The sequence below is a fragment of the Streptococcus periodonticum genome (assembly GCF_003963555.1).
Taxonomy (GTDB): Bacteria; Bacillota; Bacilli; order Lactobacillales; family Streptococcaceae; genus Streptococcus; species Streptococcus anginosus.
Window position 1 is genome coordinate 526433 of the sequence record NZ_CP034543.1, and the last position, 16958, is coordinate 543390.

The 16958-nt window shown below is 38.0% G+C and carries 13 protein-coding genes and 1 pseudogene; 11 read left to right on the plus strand and 3 right to left on the minus strand.

Features of this window, described 5'->3' with window-relative positions; translation table 11 throughout:
- Window positions 1-9: 9 nt before the first annotated feature.
- The 7 genes from EHW89_RS02630 (at window position 10) to EHW89_RS02660 (ending at window position 8803) form a co-directional block, all read left to right on the plus strand.
- Window positions 10-1065: a serine hydrolase gene (locus EHW89_RS02630; RefSeq protein WP_126466598.1), complete on the plus strand. Its 1056-nt coding sequence runs from the start codon at window positions 10-12 to the stop codon at window positions 1063-1065.
- Window positions 1066-1201: 136 nt separating this feature from the next.
- Window positions 1202-1888, plus strand: coding sequence for a Crp/Fnr family transcriptional regulator (locus EHW89_RS02635; RefSeq protein WP_126466599.1), 687 nt, complete (start codon window positions 1202-1204; stop codon window positions 1886-1888).
- Window positions 1889-2197: 309 nt separating this feature from the next.
- Window positions 2198-3427, plus strand: a complete 1230-nt coding sequence (gene arcA / locus EHW89_RS02640; RefSeq protein WP_126466600.1) for an arginine deiminase — start codon at window positions 2198-2200, stop codon at window positions 3425-3427.
- Between the two features lie 23 nt (window positions 3428-3450).
- Window positions 3451-4467 (plus strand): ornithine carbamoyltransferase, encoded by a 1017-nt coding sequence (gene argF / locus EHW89_RS02645; RefSeq protein WP_126466601.1) that lies wholly within the window; start codon window positions 3451-3453, stop codon window positions 4465-4467.
- A 289-nt stretch (window positions 4468-4756) separates the two neighbouring features.
- Window positions 4757-5704 (plus strand): carbamate kinase, encoded by a 948-nt coding sequence (gene arcC / locus EHW89_RS02650; protein WP_003025409.1) that lies wholly within the window; start codon window positions 4757-4759, stop codon window positions 5702-5704.
- 237 nt (window positions 5705-5941) lie between these two features.
- A complete protein-coding gene (locus tag EHW89_RS02655) occupies window positions 5942-7444 on the plus strand; it encodes a YfcC family protein (RefSeq protein WP_003025406.1) in 1503 nt (500 codons plus the stop codon).
- Between the two features lie 24 nt (window positions 7445-7468).
- Window positions 7469-8803: a dipeptidase gene (locus EHW89_RS02660; RefSeq protein ID WP_126466602.1), complete on the plus strand. Its 1335-nt coding sequence runs from the start codon at window positions 7469-7471 to the stop codon at window positions 8801-8803.
- A 172-nt stretch (window positions 8804-8975) separates the two neighbouring features.
- On the opposite strand, the pseudogene EHW89_RS09480 reads toward EHW89_RS02660, so the two are convergent.
- Window positions 8976-9342: pseudogene (locus EHW89_RS09480) on the minus strand (ISL3 family transposase); the annotation flags it as partial.
- Between the two features lie 394 nt (window positions 9343-9736).
- Between EHW89_RS09480 and EHW89_RS02665 the strand changes: the two are divergent.
- Window positions 9737-11446 (plus strand): C69 family dipeptidase, encoded by a 1710-nt coding sequence (locus EHW89_RS02665; protein ID WP_126466603.1) that lies wholly within the window; start codon window positions 9737-9739, stop codon window positions 11444-11446.
- A gap of 214 nt (window positions 11447-11660) precedes the next feature.
- Here EHW89_RS02665 and EHW89_RS02670 read toward each other — a convergent pair whose 3' ends face one another.
- Both EHW89_RS02670 and queA read right to left on the minus strand, forming a co-directional pair.
- A complete protein-coding gene (locus EHW89_RS02670) occupies window positions 11661-12134 on the minus strand; it encodes an arginine repressor (RefSeq protein WP_006270140.1) in 474 nt (157 codons plus the stop codon).
- A gap of 10 nt (window positions 12135-12144) precedes the next feature.
- Window positions 12145-13173, minus strand: a complete 1029-nt coding sequence (gene queA / locus EHW89_RS02675) for a tRNA preQ1(34) S-adenosylmethionine ribosyltransferase-isomerase QueA (protein WP_126466604.1) — start codon at window positions 13171-13173, stop codon at window positions 12145-12147.
- Window positions 13174-13479: 306 nt separating this feature from the next.
- Between queA and EHW89_RS02680 the strand changes: the two genes are divergently transcribed.
- From EHW89_RS02680 to EHW89_RS02690, 3 genes are all read left to right on the plus strand, one after another.
- Complete coding sequence (locus EHW89_RS02680) at window positions 13480-14187, plus strand: glucosamine-6-phosphate deaminase (RefSeq protein ID WP_126466605.1); 708 nt, start codon at window positions 13480-13482, stop codon at window positions 14185-14187.
- 115 nt (window positions 14188-14302) lie between these two features.
- A complete protein-coding gene (locus EHW89_RS02685) occupies window positions 14303-15661 on the plus strand; it encodes a DUF1958 domain-containing protein (RefSeq protein WP_126466606.1) in 1359 nt (452 codons plus the stop codon).
- A 78-nt stretch (window positions 15662-15739) separates the two neighbouring features.
- On the plus strand, window positions 15740-16909 hold the full coding sequence (locus EHW89_RS02690; RefSeq protein ID WP_126466607.1) for an MFS transporter: 1170 nt from the start codon (window positions 15740-15742) through the stop codon (window positions 16907-16909).
- The last annotated feature ends 49 nt before the right edge of the window (window positions 16910-16958 follow it).

The window sequence follows — 16958 nt, forward strand, 5'->3', positions numbered from 1 at the left end:
GAGAAGTGCGTGAGTAAAAAGACAATAATTCTTTGTTTGCTTGGTTGCTTTATGATGTGTGGTGTGTTGGTGTTAAGTGCTGTGTACTTTGGACAAGCTAGAAAGCCACATCATACAAAGGTAGCTGCAAGTTATACTGCCAGTCAAGAAAAGAAAAAAAGTCCGTCAAAAGAGTCAAAACCAGCCACTCGTGTTCCAATAAAGAGTATGGAAGAAAAGCAGAAGGACATGGAAGCTGATTTGCCTGTAATGGGAACTTATGGTCTGTATTATGATTATGCCAATCTAAATTTGGTTCAAGTCGTACAGGCGTATCTAGATGAGATGGGAATTGATCATTCACAAGTTGCATTTTCTTATAAGGATTTAACGAGTGGGCAAACCTATGCTATGAATGAGACGCAGCCGATGACAGCAGGCTCAACTTACAAATTGCCATTAAATATGTTGGTCGTTGATGAGGTAGAAAAGGGAAATTTATCACTAACCGAGCGGTTTGATATTACACATACTCGCTATGAATATATCGGTGAACACAATAATTACGTAGCGGCATTTAATGGGACAATGAACATTCCTGAGATGCAGGAATACTCTCTTCTCTATTCTGAAAATACACCTGCTTATGCTTTAGCGGAACGCTTAGGTGGCTTGGATAAAGCCTATACGATGTATCAGCGCTATGGAAAAGGAAAGGGCGAGATTAAGACAATCAACCAACAGAATCAAACAACGACGGATTATTACATTCAAGTGTTGGACTATCTTTGGAAACATCAGGAAAAATATAAAGATATTTTGTATTATATTGGTGAGTCTTTTCCAAATGAATACTATAAACGATATGTAAGAGACATTCCAATCTACCAAAAGCCAGGTTATGTTGCAGAGGCATTAAATGTAGACGCAGTTGTGTGTGAGGAAAAGCCTTATTTGATTGCCCTTTATACAGCAGGACTGGGAGGAACGACTTCAGAGAGTGATGAAATCAGCGGTGTTGGTATTACGCAAGTTGGGCAATTGGCCTATGTCATCAATGAATGGCATCGAGTGAATATGAATTAAGATACATATATTTATGAGGCAAAGGATACGTTGTAAAAAGAACAAATTTCAGAAAAATGTAAGGGCTCTCTTTAAGATTGAAGCTCTTTTGTGTTATAATAAGAAAAGAATGTAAAAAAAGGACCACAAGGATATCATGATTAACAAAGAGCATTATCGTTACATTAGGGAACATCCTGCTTTTGAAAATTTACCAGTTGAACATTTTGATAAAATAGCGGTTGAGATTCAATTTCGTAAAGTACCAAAAGGACAGATTATTTTCTTTTCTGGCGACAAACGAGAGCGACTTTTTTTGATTTATAAAGGCTATGTTCGCATTGAACAGTACGACCAGACAGATTCATTTAATTACATTGACTATGTGAAAGAAAATACCATGTTCCCTTATGGTGGCATGTTTGAAGATAAAGATTATCATTATTCTGGGATTTCTGTGACAGATTTGGAATATTTTTCAATTCCTGTTGACTTGTATGAATATTATTCTAAGCAAACTATAAAGCAAACGTTATTCATTACACATAAGTTGTCAAATATTTTGCGTTTCCATGAATTGCGGTTGCGAAACTCTGTTTTGGCTAGTGCGACAGAGCGAGTTATTCAAGCGATTTCAATTTTATGTATTGATTTTTGCCAAGATAGAGATGATATTCCTTTTGCACTTAGTATGAAAGAACTAGCTAAACTAGGTGCAACTACTCGTGAAACAGTTAATCAAGTGTTGAAAAAATTAACAGAAGAAAACATTATTCAATATCATCGTAAGAAACTTATCTTTTTGAATAAAGAATACTTTTTAAAATATTTTGAAGATATGTAATGCAAAAGAGGGCGAAATTGTAGTAGAAAACGCAATTTCTTGCCCTCTTTTTCATTTAGACAAATATGAGCTTAAGAATTTGATTAATTTCTAAAAAATAATTATTCATAAAACCAATAAAATGCATAAAATATTTATAGAAAGCGTTTTATTTTGGGAAAATATCTGAATTTATTTTAAAAAAAGCAAAGGATTTGGCATTCTGAATGTACAATTGATTGTGAAAGCGCAAACAAAAGATATTACAATATAACATGTAAATAGAACTTAAGGAAACTTAAGTCACAAAGAAAAAGAGGAGGACATAAGATGTCTACACATCCTATTCATGTTTTCTCAGAAATAGGAAAACTGAAAAAAGTTATGCTACATCGTCCTGGTAAAGAGTTGGAAAACTTGATGCCGGACCACTTGGAACGTCTACTTTTTGACGATATTCCATTCTTGGAAGACGCTCAAAAAGAACATGATGCTTTTGCAGACGCTCTTCGTAAAGAAGGTATTGAAGTTCTTTACCTTGAAAAGTTGGCTGCTGAATCATTGACTTCTCCAGAAATTCGTAACGAATTTATTGAAGAATATCTTGACGAAGCAAATATTCGCGGGGCACAAACAAAAGTTGCTATTCGCGACATTCTTCATGGTATAGAAGACAACCTTGAATTGGTTGAAAAGACAATGGCAGGTTTCCAAAAAGCAGAATTGCCAGAAATTCCTGAAGAAGCTAAAGGGTTGACCGACTTAGTAGAATCAGACTATCCATTTGCGATTGACCCAATGCCGAACTTGTACTTCACACGTGACCCATTTGCTACAATTGGTAATGCGGTGTCATTGAACCATATGTACTCAGATACACGTAATCGTGAAACACTTTATGGTAAATACATTTTCAAATACCATCCAGTATATGGTGGCAATGTTGACTTGGTTTATAACCGTGAAGAAACAACTCGTATCGAAGGTGGAGATGAACTCGTTCTTTCTAAGGATGTCCTTGCAGTAGGTATTTCACAACGGACAGACGCAGCATCTATTGAAAAACTTTTGGTTAATATCTTCAAGAAGAATGTTGGTTTCAAGAAAGTGATTGCATTTGAATTTGCCAATAATCGTAAATTCATGCACTTAGATACAGTCTTCACAATGGTTGACTATGACAAGTTCACGATTCACCCAGAAATTGAAGGCGACCTTCGCGTTTACTCTGTTACTTATGAAAATGAAAAACTTCATATTGCAGAAGAAAAAGGTGATTTAGCAGAATTGCTTGCTAAGAATCTTGGTATTGATAAAGTTCATTTGATCCGTTGTGGTGGCGGAAATGCTGTTGCAGCTGCTCGTGAACAATGGAACGACGGTTCAAACACCCTTACAATCGCACCAGGCGTGGTAGTGGTATATGACCGTAACGTTGTTACAAATAAGATTCTTGAAGAATATGGACTTCGTTTGATTAAGATTCGCGGAAGTGAATTGGTTCGCGGTCGTGGTGGACCTCGTTGTATGTCAATGCCATTTGAACGTGAAGAACTTTAAGATTAGAAAGAGGAAATAATAGAATGACAAACTCAGTGTTCCAAGGACGCAGCTTCTTGGCAGAAAAAGATTTTACACGTGCAGAATTAGAATACCTTATTGGTTTAGCAGCTCACTTGAAAGATTTGAAGAAACGCAATATTGAACATCACTACCTAGCAGGTAAAAATATTGCTCTCTTGTTTGAAAAAACTTCAACTCGTACTCGTGCAGCTTTCACAACAGCAGCGATTGATCTTGGCGCTCATCCAGAATATTTAGGAGCTAATGACATTCAGCTTGGTAAGAAAGAATCTACTGAAGATACTGCTAAAGTATTGGGACGTATGTTTGACGGGATTGAATTCCGCGGATTCAGCCAACGCATGGTAGAAGAATTAGCAGAATTCTCAGGTGTTCCTGTATGGAATGGTTTGACAGACGAATGGCATCCAACTCAAATGTTAGCTGACTATTTGACAGTTCAAGAAAACTTTGGTCGTTTGGAAGGCTTGACTCTTGTCTATTGTGGTGATGGACGTAACAACGTTGCAAACAGCCTTCTTGTAACAGGTGCTATCCTCGGTGTGAATGTGCACATCTTCTCTCCAAAAGAACTCTTCCCTGCTGAAGAGATTGTGAAATTGGCAGAAGGATATGCAAAAGGAAGTGGCGCACATGTCTTAATCACTGACAATGCAGATGAAGCTGTTAAAGGTGCGGATGTCCTTTACACAGACGTTTGGGTATCTATGGGTGAAGAAGACAAATTTGCAGAGCGTGTTGCACTGTTGAAACCTTATCAAGTAAATATGGATTTGATTAAGAAAGCTGACAATGAAGATTTGATCTTCTTGCACTGCTTACCAGCTTTCCATGATACAAATACTGTTTATGGTAAAGATGTTGCTGAAAAATTCGGCGTTGAAGAAATGGAAGTAACTGACGAAGTATTCCGCAGCAAATACGCTCGCCAATTTGACCAAGCTGAAAACCGTATGCATACTATTAAAGCAGTTATGGCAGCAACTCTTGGTAACCTTTATATTCCAAAAGTATAATTTAAAACCAAAACCGTTTACCAACAGCTATGAGGGCTGCGACTAATAGCTTTAGTCCAGTCCTCATTTTTGATAGTGCTCGTGTTCATTTTAGTATGATGTTAATAGAGGAAAAAGGCGATAGAACAAACAACCATAATTACTGATGCAGTCACTCTCAGAGAAATGTAGTCTGAGACAATGCTATTCTAACCTCATTCCTACGTTTGTTGCAGCTGGATTCTATCTTGGACTACTAAAATGAAATTGAAACACTATAATGAGAAAACTCTAAGGAGGCTAATTATTTATGGCAAATCGGAAAATCGTTGTGGCTTTGGGAGGAAATGCCATCCTTTCATCTGATCCATCAGCTAAGGCACAACAAGAAGCATTAGCAGAAACAGCAAGTCATCTTGTAAAATTGATTAAAAATGGTGATGACTTGATTATCACTCATGGAAATGGACCGCAAGTTGGAAATCTTTTATTGCAACATTTAGCAGCAGATTCTGAAAAAAATCCAGCATTCCCGCTTGATTCGCTCGTTGCGATGACTGAAGGAAGTATCGGCTACTGGTTACAAAATGCTCTTCAAAATGCTTTACGTGAAGAAGGGATTGAAAAAGAAGTTGCTTCTGTTGTGACACAAGTCGTGGTTGACAAAAACGACCCAGCTTTCACAAATTTGAGCAAACCAATCGGACCATTCTACACAGAAGAAGAAGCAAAAGCAGAAGCTGAAAAGAGCGGAGCTACTTTCAAAGAGGATGCTGGACGTGGCTGGAGAAAAGTAGTTGCGTCACCAAAACCAGTTGGAATCAAAGAAATTGAAACCATTCGTACACTCATCAATGCAGGACACGTCGTTGTGGCTGCTGGTGGTGGCGGTATTCCCGTCATCAAGGAAGACAATGGTCATCTTGCAGGCGTAGAAGCAGTAATTGACAAAGACTTTGCTTCACAATGTCTGGCGGAATTGGTCGAAGCAGATCTCTTCATCGTTTTGACCGGTGTAGATTATGTCTATGTCAACTACAATAAACCAGATCAAGCCAAGTTAGAGCGTGTCAATGTAGCTCAGCTTGAAGAATACATCAAGCAAGAACAGTTTGCACCAGGAAGTATGTTACCTAAAGTGCAAGCAGCTATTGCCTTTGTAAATGATCGACCAGAAGGCGAAGCTGTCATTACTTCTCTTGAAAACTTAGGTGCTTTAATTGAGTCTGAAAGCGGAACGATTATTGAAAAAGGATAACAGAGTGTTATCATTTATAAGTTTAAGACTGTAATAAAACTTTTTAAAACAATGTCGGTGTTTCCTATTTTTAGATTTGCTTTCTTTAAGTCTATTTTACTGTTGTAAAATGATAATTTTTTTGAAAATGACTAGTATTTTTCATTTGAATATGTTAAAATATAGTCAAAGGAAGCGCTTTCTGAAAATGGGATTCGGTTAAATTTTTACAATTTGTTACATTTAGGAGGAAAACAAATGAGTGAAAAAGCAAAAAAAGGGTTTAAGATGCCGTCATCTTATACCGTTTTGATGATTATCATTGCCATTATGGCAGTATTGACCTGGATTATTCCAGCTGGTCAATATGATGCTGATAAGTCTGGTAATCTAATTACAGGAACCTATAAGACTGTTGCTCAAAATCCACAAGGGATTTGGGATGTCTTAATGGCTCCGATTCGTGCTATGCTTGGGAAAGAACCAACATCAGCAGCAATTGATGTTGCCTTCTTTATTCTGATGGTTGGTGGTTTCCTTGGTGTTGTCAATGAAACAGGTGCCCTTGATGTAGGGATTGCTTCTATCGTGAAGAAGTACAAAGGCCGCGAAAAGATGTTGATTTTAGTCTTGATGCCTCTGTTTGCTCTTGGCGGATCCACTTATGGTATGGGTGAAGAAACCATGGCTTTCTATCCACTTCTTGTGCCAGTTATGATGGCAGTAGGATTTGATAGTTTGACCGCGGTAGCCATTATCCTTCTTGGTTCTCAAATTGGATGTTTGGCTTCTACTCTAAACCCATTTGCTACAGGTATAGCTTCTGCGACAGCAGGTGTGGGTACTGGTGACGGTATCGTTCTTCGTTTAATCTTCTTTGTTGTAATGACAGCACTTGGTACGTATTTCGTTTATCGTTATGCGGATAAGATTCAAAAAGATCCTACAAAATCTTTGGTTTACAGTCATCGTGAAGAAGATTTGAAGCACTTTAATGTAGATGCAGTTGCTAATGTAGAATCCACTCTTAGCAAGAAACAAAAACAAGTGTTGGTACTCTTTGTCTTGACCTTTGTTCTCATGATTATGAGTTTCATTCCATGGACAGACTTGAAGGTAACTATTTTTGAAAGTTTCAATAAATGGTTGATTGGACTTCCGTTCATTGGTAAGATTGTTGGTAGTTCAACATCTGCTTTGGGTACCTGGTACTTCCCAGAAGGGGCAATGCTCTTTATGGTAATGGGTATCATCATTGGTTTTGTTTACCGCATGAAAGAAAGCCGCTTTATCACTGTCTTTATCAATGGTGCGGCTGATCTTCTAAGTGTTGCGCTTATCGTAGCTGTTGCTCGTGGTATTCAAGTTATCATGAACGACGGTATGATTACAGCTACAATCCTTCACTGGGGTGAAGTAGGACTGAAAGGTCTATCATCTCAAGTATTTATCGTATTGACTTACATTTTCTATCTGCCAATGTCATTCCTTATCCCATCAACATCTGGTCTTGCCAGTGCAACAATGGGTATTATGGCACCTCTTGGAAAATTCGTCAACGTTCCAGCAAGCTTGATTATCACTGCTTACCAATCTGCTTCTGGTCTTTTGAACCTTGTTACTCCAACATCTGGTATCGTTATGGGGGCACTTGCTCTTGGACGTATTGATTTGGGTACTTGGTGGAAATTCGTTGCAAAATTGGTTGCAGGAATCTTTGTAGTAAGTATTCTACTTCTTATTTTAGGAACTTTCTTATAATAAGAAATTAATGAGGTGTTCTCTATGAAACAATTTTTAACCGAAAAAATTAAGTCTGATTATTTAGAATCGCTGAAAACGATCGTTTCCTACCCGTCAGTTCTTAATGAAGGGGAAAATGGAACACCTTTCGGACAATCTATTCAAAACGTCTTAGAAAAAATGCTAGAGATCACTAGGAGTTTAGGTTTTAAAACTTACATTGATCCTAAAGGCTATTATGGATATGCAGAAATCGGTCAGGGAGAAGAACTCCTGGCCGTTCTCTGCCATTTAGACGTTGTTCCAGCGGGAGATTTGTCCGATTGGGAAACTCCTCCATTTGAAGCAACTATAAAAGATGGTTGGATACATGGACGTGGGGTGCAAGATGATAAAGGTCCGTCCCTAGCTGCACTTTATGCTGTTAAAGCATTGATGGATGCAGGTGTGACATTTAACAAGCGGATTCGTTTCATCTATGGTACAGACGAAGAAACTCTGTGGCGCTGTATGGCTCGTTACAATGAGCTGGAGGAAACAGCGACGCTTGGTTTTGCACCGGATTCTTCTTTCCCGCTGACTTATGCTGAAAAAGGTTTACTGCAGATTAAGTTACATGGTTCAGGCTCGCAAGAACTTGCTATTGAAGCAGGAGAAGCCTTTAATGTTGTACCTGCAAAAGCAAGCTATACGGGAAATTTAGCAGATTCATTAGAAGTTGAATTGAAAAAACAGGCTTTTGAATACGAACGAACTGCAGATACAGTAACAGTCATTGGTGTCCCTAAGCATTCAAAAGATGCAGCTGAGGGAGTGAATGCTATTGTACGTTTGGCAACAGGACTAAATCCGCTTATTCAACACTCTGCCATTCAATTTATCACTGAAGCAGTTAGGGAAGATGCTACAGGCAGCCGCTTGTTTGGTGAAATTTCAGATGAGCCTTCAGGAACGTTGTCATTCAATGTTTCTGGATTAAGCTTAGATCAGGACAAGTCTGAAATTCGGATTGACATGCGGATTCCAGTTCTTGCAGACAAAGATAAATTAGTACAGGAATTAAGCCAACTTGCTGAAGAATATCAATTGCGTTATGAAGAATTTGACTATCTTGCACCATTATATGTGCCGCTTGATAGTGAATTGGTCAGCACGTTAATGGCTGTCTATAAAGAAAAAACAAATGATAATAGTCCTGCTGTGTCCTCTGGTGGTGCTACATTTGCTCGCACCATGCCAAATTGCGTGGCCTTTGGCGCACTTTTCCCTGGTGCTTTGCAAACAGAACATCAAGCGAATGAACGAACTGTGATTGAGGATTTGTATAAAGCCATGGACATCTATGCTGAAACGATTTATCGCTTAGCTGGAAAATAGTTAGAAGAAAGTGGGAATGAGAAGAACTTGTAAATTGCACAAGAGTTTATTTTCCACCTAACTAGCAATCAATCATTGCGTCAATGTGGTTTTGATAGCGAAAAGCTAAGACTGGACGAAAGTGGTTCAATGTCATTGTAGTGGGCGTGATTCTGCTAGCAAAAAGAGAGGACGTCTTCGTTCTCTCTTTTTTGATGTTGAAAGCGATGAGAAGAGGGGAAGCCTTCAAAATTCTTGAAACTAAATGCGTTTAGCTGCATAACCTTGATGAGGTTGTTGGAAATTGGAGTAGGACAAGGTAAGAGCGTTGATAATCTTGATTCTATTTTTCAAAACTGTCTGAAAGAATCTCTTCAATGAGCTCGAAGAAATGCTTGGCTTGTTTCTTCTGGAAATGAAAGAGCAGGAGCTGAATAAAGCTTATAGAGCTGTCTGAATTCATCAGAATAGCAGAGTAATTTGTTGAGGATCTATACATTCGAAAAGCGAGGCGATAACACCGTTTATGATTAAGATTTCCGACTGTCCTGCTGGATAATTTAGAAACAATTCAGAATGATGAAAGCGCAAGGAAATGGCTACTTAGGCAGGGACTATACCTAAGATGCTTTTTATTGTCAGTTTAGTTGCTTTCATGATAGGTCATATAGGACATTTTTTGTGTTTAAAAAAGCTCCATAATTTCTGAAGTAGAGTGACCCCTACAGAAATTATAGAACTTTATTTTTTTCATATAATCTATAGATATTTCTTATGCTTTTGGTCTTTCAGCATACATATTCTACATAAAAAAGATTTTTTGTAAACGTTGTGTAATCGCTTGCAATTTCTGTGTTGAAAGGATATACTTAAGGCGAAATGTTGGTATTACGGTTCAATTTGCTTGTGCTAAGATATTCTTAGTTCTGTTTATAGTCAAAAAGGAGATAGACTATGAAGAAAATTTTACTAAAACTGATGTTCGGTGTTATGTTGCTGTCCTTATTACCTATTCAGGTAGCACAGGCCTGCTCCGGTTTCATTGTAGGTAAGGGACTAACCGCAGATGGTTCTACTCTCTATGGTCGTACGGAAGATTATCCTTATCCGCCAGATGGAGGTAAACATAATCAGAACTATGTTGTTGTGCCAGCTGCAACTTATAAAGAAGGCGATAAGATCGAAGATGAGTCAAATGGATTTACTTATCCACATTTGGCCAATGAGATGAAATATACAGCAACCTATGATGCAGCGCGTGGAGATGGTAGTAACGGTAATTTTGGAGCTCATGGTTTTAATGAAGTTGGTGTATCAATGACAGGAACCGTTTCTGCGACACCAAATGACAAGGTCTTGAAGGCTGACCCGCTTGTGAAAGATGGACTGCCTGAAGCATCGATGATTGATTTAGTTTTACCTCGTGCTAAAACAGCTCGGGAAGGAATTGAAATTGTCGCTAAGGCCATCGAAGAAAAAGGCTCTGCTGAAGGCAATATCATCATGGTTGCTGACCAAAAAGAGCTGTGGTATATGGAGATACTATCTGGTCATCAATATGTTGCTATTAAATTCCCAGAAGACAAATATGCTGTTTTCGCAAATACTTACTATCTTGGCAATGTTGATTTTAATGATACGGAAAACGTCATTGCCTCTAAAGGAGTGGAGGAAGTAGCGAAAAAAGCAGATCATTATAAGACGGATAAAGACGGTAAATTCCATATTGCTAAATCTTATGGACCTGATGAATATGCAGAACGTAACCGTTCTCGGACTTTTGCTGGTATCAAATGGATGGATCCAGATTCTCCAGTTACTTATAAAGATGAAACCTATGATTTACTTCGTACTCCAAGTAATCCAAGTAAAAAATACACTGTTCAGGATGTTATTGGGGAACAACGGAATCGTTTTGAACACCTACCTCAATTTAAGGCAGATGATTTGGTAGAAGTTAGCAAGAAAAAAGATGAAAACATTTACAAATATGCCCTAGGTAACGAAAATGTTATTGATGCCCATATTTATCAAATTAAATCTAAGCTTCCAAGTGAATTTGGGGGTATTGTTTGGTTAGGTCTTGCCCAAAGCCGTAATACACCGTATGTGCCATTCTATGGTAATGTTGAAGATACCTATGAAGCCTTTAAGCCACGAACAGATAAATATGATGGTAAATCTTGGTATTGGTCTGTTTGGCATATTGACCAAATGGTGATGAAGTATCCGGAAATCTTTGGCACTAGCATCCAAGAAAAATGGAAAACAATGGAAGATCAGTGGGTTAAAGACCAAGCTGAAAGGGATGCAAAATATGAGGCGTATACAGCTGAACAAGCTAAAGCTGCTGGACCTGAAGTGACAAAAGAAGCCCTTGAGCGCTCTGAAAAAATCTTTAAAGAAATCAAATCCGTTGAAAAGAAAATGGAAGAAAAAATTAAAGAGAAAAAAGGCAAAGATGCTGATCTGGTTTACACTGGTTATAATAAAGCAAACCTGTTGGCAAAATATGAAAAAAATAAAAAAGATGCTGGAACAGCAAAATCAGAATCGAAGAAGACGGATTCCAATCAACTTGGTTTCATGCTAATCATAGCATTAGTTGTGATTATTCCTGGATTTATCGCTTTCAGACGATTTAATAAGAAAAAAGAAGATTAAAAAGCAGGGCACAATGTCAACTGTAGTGGATTGACCTAACCTGACACCTAGAGAAGACTAGCTTGGTCTTCTCTTTTTTGATGTTTAAGGTGATGAGAATGCGTTTCTTAAAGTTGTCAAAGCTCCGAAAGCTAAAAGAATAACTCTATAATCTCTGAAGCAGAGTTCACCCACTACAGAAATTATAGAACCACAAAATTCCAGCCTTAGCTTTTTAATCTTTACTAAAGAAGAACGGGGGTGCAAATTGTTTTAATTTGTTAAAACAATCTTGCGCTTTTTGATTGTCCTCGCAGATAATCAAGCAGACATCATCACCGCAGACCGTTGCGACAATTTCGGAAAATTCTAGAGCATCTAAGATAGAACCGAATGATTGTGCCAATCCAGGAAGAGTTTTCATGACAACTTGATGTTGAACAGGACGCAACATAATCAAGGCATCTTCCATATAGAGACGCAGGCGTTTTTCCCAGCGTGAAGGTGCCATGCTATTGATAATGTAATAAGAAATATCTGCTTCGTGTACTTTTACTAAGTTCAAAGCTTTAATGTCTCGAGAAAGTGTGGATTGCGTCACTGTAACGCCATTCGCTTTCAATAAATCTTGTAATTCTTGTTGTGTGTGAATTTTTTTCTCTAGGACAAGTGAGCGAATGAGTCGATGACGGCTTTCAATTTTATTCATATTTCACCTATTATTTTATAAACATAGCATCTCCAAAGCTGAAAAAGCGGTATTTTTCATCAATGGCATGCTGATAAGCAGAGAGTACTAATTCTCGACCTGCAAAGGCTGAAACGAGCATGACGAGAGTGGACTTAGGTAAGTGGAAATTGGTAGAAAAGGCGTCCACCACTTTCCAATCATAACCTGGTTTGATAAAGATATTGGTCCAGCCGGAGTCAGCTTTGATTTCCCCGTTAAACTTTGAACCAATTGTTTCCAGTGTACGGATAGAAGTTGTTCCAACTGCAACGACATGATGTCCACTAGCTTTGACTTGTCGAAGCGTGTTAGCTGCTTCTTCAGACAATGTATAGAATTCTGAATGCATCTCGTGTTCGTCTACATTGTCTACAGAGACAGGACGGAAGGTTCCTAGACCAACATGAAGCGTCAGATAGACTAATTTTACGCCTTTAGCTTCAATCTGAGCCAGCAGCTCTTTGGTAAAATGAAGCCCGGCAGTAGGAGCAGCCGCTGAGCCATTTTCTTTAGCATAAACAGTCTGATAGCGTTCACGGTCTTTTAATTTTTCATGAATATAAGGCGGCAAGGGCATTTCGCCCAGACTTTCAAGCACTTCTAAGAAAATGCCTTGGTAATGGAAACGTACAATTCGTCCACCGTGTTCTAATTCTTCTAAGACAGTTGCTGTCAAGCGTCCGTCGCCAAAAGAAATAGCCGCTCCGACTTTTAACCGTTTGGCGGGCTTAGCCAGTACTTCCCAATCATCACCTGCGATGTTTTTTAAGAGTAGCAATTCAACATGCCCGCCTGTTTCAGGTTTTTCACCGTGAAGGCGTGCAGGTAAGACGCGCGTATCATTCATGACCAAAGCATCTCCAGGATGTAATTGATCAATAATCTCATCGAAGTGAGTATCTTCCAGTTGACCAGTTTCGTGATTTACGACCAAGAGGCGTGAAGCATCTCGTTTTTCTAAAGGGGTTTGTGCAATTAACTCTTCTGGTAAATGAAAGTCAAAATCAGCAGTATTCATACATTCTCCTTAAGCTGTAAATAAAATCCATAATGAATAACAAGAAGCGACAAGTGGTAGGAACATGAGTAAAATACCTAAAATCAGTAAGGTATAATGCCACATTCGCTTGGTTTTGAGAAGGAATGCAGTTATGACAAAAGCAATTCCTAACAAAAATAAACAGAATAAATAGACTAACATTCTTCTATTATAACACGATTTTTCTTGCAAACAAGCGTGGATTTTTTAAAAAGAAACAAATTCTCTTGACAAAAATTGGTCTATACCATATAATATGATTAAGTAAAGAAAAGGAGCTCAACGATGAGAATTATTCAAGTAGAAAATCAAGCAGCCGGTGGCAGAGTAGCCTTTGAATTGTTAAAAGAAAAATTAGCTGAAGGAGCAAAAACGATAGGTTTGGCAACAGGTAGCAGTCCTTTGAGTTTTTACGAGCAAATTGTTGAAAGTGATCTTGATTTGTCAGACTTAATCAGTGTGAATCTAGACGAGTACATAGGATTAAGTGGGGAAAATCCTCAGTCTTATCGTTATTTTATGCAAGAACATTTATTTAATCAAAAGCCTTTTAAAAAAAGCTTTTTACCAAATGGTGTTGCTGAAGACGCGGAAGCAGAAGTGAAACGTTACAACCAAATCTTGACAGAACATCCTGTTGATTTGCAAATTTTGGGAATTGGTACAAATGGACATATTGGTTTTAATGAGCCGGGAACGAGCTTTGATAGTACTGTTCATGTAGTGGATTTGGAGCAATCAACTATTGAAGCCAATGCTCGTTTCTTTGATAAAATAGAAGATGTACCGACGCAAGCTTACTCAATGGGGATTCGGAATATTCTCGATGCAAAATCCATTATTTTATTTGCTTATGGTGCTTCAAAAGCTAAAGCGATTGCAGGAACAGTAGAAGGACCGATTACAGAAGAATTGCCTGGAAGTGCTCTTCAAAAACATGAAGATGTGGTTGTTATCGCAGATAAAGAAGCCTTAAGCATTTTAAAAAAATAAGAATCTATTTCCTATCTAATTTTTAGGTAGGTTTTTTATTATTTAAAAAAATTTCCTTATCTTACAGGAAAAATATGCTATACTAGAAGATAAGTGAGAACTCAGGAGGATTCTAGTGAAAAAGTTGTTAGCTATTTTTTGTTTTTTTGTGTTGTGTGTGGGAACAACCACTATTCATGCGGACGAGTTAGTTGATATGGCGCAAAAAATGTATCCAAACGAGAAGGTCAATCCAATCAATCGTCCGAAATCATCCTTGATAGTAGATGCTAATACGGGAAATATCCTTTGGCAAGACAATATTGATGAAGTTCGTGATCCTGCCAGTATGAGCAAATTGATGACCTTGTATTTAGTTTTTGAAGCAATTCAGCAAGGAAAGTTGAGCGAAAATACAGTTATCAAAGCAACACCACGTGATGAAGCAATTGCCAAAATTTACGAAATTTCCAATAATAAAATTGTGGCGGGAGTAGATTATACTGTCTCTGAATTGATTACGATGACAGCTGTTCCATCTTCAAATGCGACAACTGTTATGTTAGCCAATTATTTATCTAACAATGATCCAGATACATTTTTGGACATGATGAATGCCAAGGCAAAAGAATTAGGTATGACCAATACAAAATGGTTCAATGCTAGCGGAGCTGCAGCTGTTTCTTTCAAAGGCTTGTATACTCCACAACGGTATGATAACAATGCAGCCAATCAGACAACGGCGCGCGATTTAGCCATTTTAGGGTACCATTTCGTCAAGAATTATCCAAATATTTTAAATTACACCAATAAACCAGTCGTAACGGTAAAAAAGGGAACGCCGTATGAAGAAACCTTTGAAACCTATAATTACTCACTTCCTGGTGCAAGATATGCTATAAAGGGGGTTGATGGCTTAAAGACAGGATCAAGTCCACGAGGAGCTTTTAATTACATCGCAACGATTAAGCGTGGAGAACAACGCTTGATTAGTGTTATCATGGGAGTTGGAAATTGGTCTGACCAAGACGGAGAATATTACCGCCATCCATTTGGCAATGCCTTGATTGAGAAAGCTTATGCTGATTATGAGTACAAAAAAATTTTCAAGGCTGGAGAACAAACAATCAATGGAAAAAGATATAACCTGTCAAAAGATTTCTATGCAACTGTGAAAAAAGGGGCGTCAGCAAAACCAGTTGTGGAAAATGGAGTATTGAAAAATGATAATGGTCTGAAGCAACTTTCTTCGCTCATTGCAGATGGAGAAAGTGTCACAGACGTAAAGAAAAGAGCAACATCAACAGTACAAAGTACTATAGCAAAGTCTAACGGAAAAAGTTTGAAGCAACTCTTTTTAGATTATCACATTCTGGTCGCAGTTCCGTTGCTTATTCTTTTGCTCATTGTCGTTTTTGAAGCAACGAAACGTAAGCAAAGAAGAAAACAGCGTACGACTAACGATACACAATTATCTCGTCGTCAGAAACGTTAATTACTCATTTGTAGAATAGAAAGCTCGATTGGTTGATCCAATCGGGCTTTGTCACCTTTTTAGGGAGAAGGAAAAATCATGTTTAGGAAATTTCAAAATAGCTATTTTGCTTATTTTTTGATGTATGATTTTTATTTTTTATCGTATTCGCTTTTTTCGACTTTAATTTCAGTTTATATGTTGGATAAAGGCTATTCAGCTAGTCAGGTTTCGCTGGTTGTTTCTGCCTCGTTCTTTTCTTCAATGATTGTGCAGCCTATTATGGGTGTTTTGAATGACGCGATTGGCATTAAAAAAGTAACCATTTATAGTTTCCTTCTGATTATTGTGGGAGCAATTTGTTTCATGCAAGCCAATAATCTCTTGCTGTTGACAATTTGGTATAGTGCTGTTTTAATGTTGGTAAATGGTGTCAATCCTGTTATGGATGTGCTGGCGGCTCAAAGTCCTTATACTTATGGGAAAATCCGTATCTGGGGGACTTTTGGTTATGCAATGGGTTCGCAATTGGCAGGATTGATTTATAAATTCATCTCTCCTCAAGCGATTTTCATCGTGTTTATCGGCATGATGTGTGTGAGCATTCTTGGAGTGCTAGGGATTGATCCGAAACACGATCAACCTCGCAAAAAGACTAAACAAACGAAAAATGATTCCTATATTGGACAGATTTTAAAAAATAAAACATATTTGTTTTACCTCGTTATTGTAGCGCTCTATTCTGGAGTGGGAAATACAGGGCATACTTATATTCCTTCTATGTTAGAGCACAGCGGTTTAAGTGTCAATATGGCAACAACTGTGGTAGCTATTTCTGTGATTTGTGAGTCGCCGTTGATTTTCTTTTCTTATCTTTTTATGGATAAGATTCCAATTAAAAAATTGCTCTACATTCCTTTGGGAATTTTGCTTTTACAGTATGTAATTTATGGGTTGGATTTGGGGCTTACCTCCAAGATTCTCTTGACTTTGATGTCTAAGCACGCCACAGGCATGTTGCTGATTATGGTGACTTTGAAGATTGTTGCTAACGTAGTAGATGAGAAATATCTGGTGACAGCCATTGCTCTTGTTCAAACAGCCCGAAATTTGGGAACCATTCTTATCCAAAATATTGCAGGCGATTTGATAGACCAGTCTGGCTATGAAATGATGAGCTTTTTCTTAGCTGGTGTGATGATTGCTGTTATTATTCTTGTGGCGTTTTTAAAAATTCCAGAGCGAAAGAATCAAAACTTATTCGGCTAAGACAAGAGAAGAATAAAAAAGCTGGGACGAAAACCTTCAGTTTCATAGC

Excerpts from the sequence above, each read along its gene's own strand:
- arcC (WP_003025409.1), top strand. The coding sequence starts at position 4,757 with ATGGCAAATCGGAAAATCGTTGTGGCTTTGGGAGGAAATGCCATCCTT.
- EHW89_RS02655 (WP_003025406.1), top strand. The coding sequence starts at position 5,942 with ATGAGTGAAAAAGCAAAAAAAGGGTTTAAGATGCCGTCATCTTATACC.
- EHW89_RS02670 (WP_006270140.1), bottom strand. The coding sequence starts at position 12,134 with ATGAATAAAATTGAAAGCCGTCATCGACTCATTCGCTCACTTGTCCTA.
- EHW89_RS02635 (WP_126466599.1), top strand. The coding sequence starts at position 1,202 with ATGATTAACAAAGAGCATTATCGTTACATTAGGGAACATCCTGCTTTT.
- EHW89_RS02660 (WP_126466602.1), top strand. The coding sequence starts at position 7,469 with ATGAAACAATTTTTAACCGAAAAAATTAAGTCTGATTATTTAGAATCG.
- arcA (WP_126466600.1), top strand. The coding sequence starts at position 2,198 with ATGTCTACACATCCTATTCATGTTTTCTCAGAAATAGGAAAACTGAAA.
- EHW89_RS02680 (WP_126466605.1), top strand. The coding sequence starts at position 13,480 with ATGAGAATTATTCAAGTAGAAAATCAAGCAGCCGGTGGCAGAGTAGCC.
- EHW89_RS02665 (WP_126466603.1), top strand. The coding sequence starts at position 9,737 with ATGAAGAAAATTTTACTAAAACTGATGTTCGGTGTTATGTTGCTGTCC.
- argF (WP_126466601.1), top strand. The coding sequence starts at position 3,451 with ATGACAAACTCAGTGTTCCAAGGACGCAGCTTCTTGGCAGAAAAAGAT.
- queA (WP_126466604.1), bottom strand. The coding sequence starts at position 13,173 with ATGAATACTGCTGATTTTGACTTTCATTTACCAGAAGAGTTAATTGCA.
- EHW89_RS02690 (WP_126466607.1), top strand. The coding sequence starts at position 15,740 with ATGTTTAGGAAATTTCAAAATAGCTATTTTGCTTATTTTTTGATGTAT.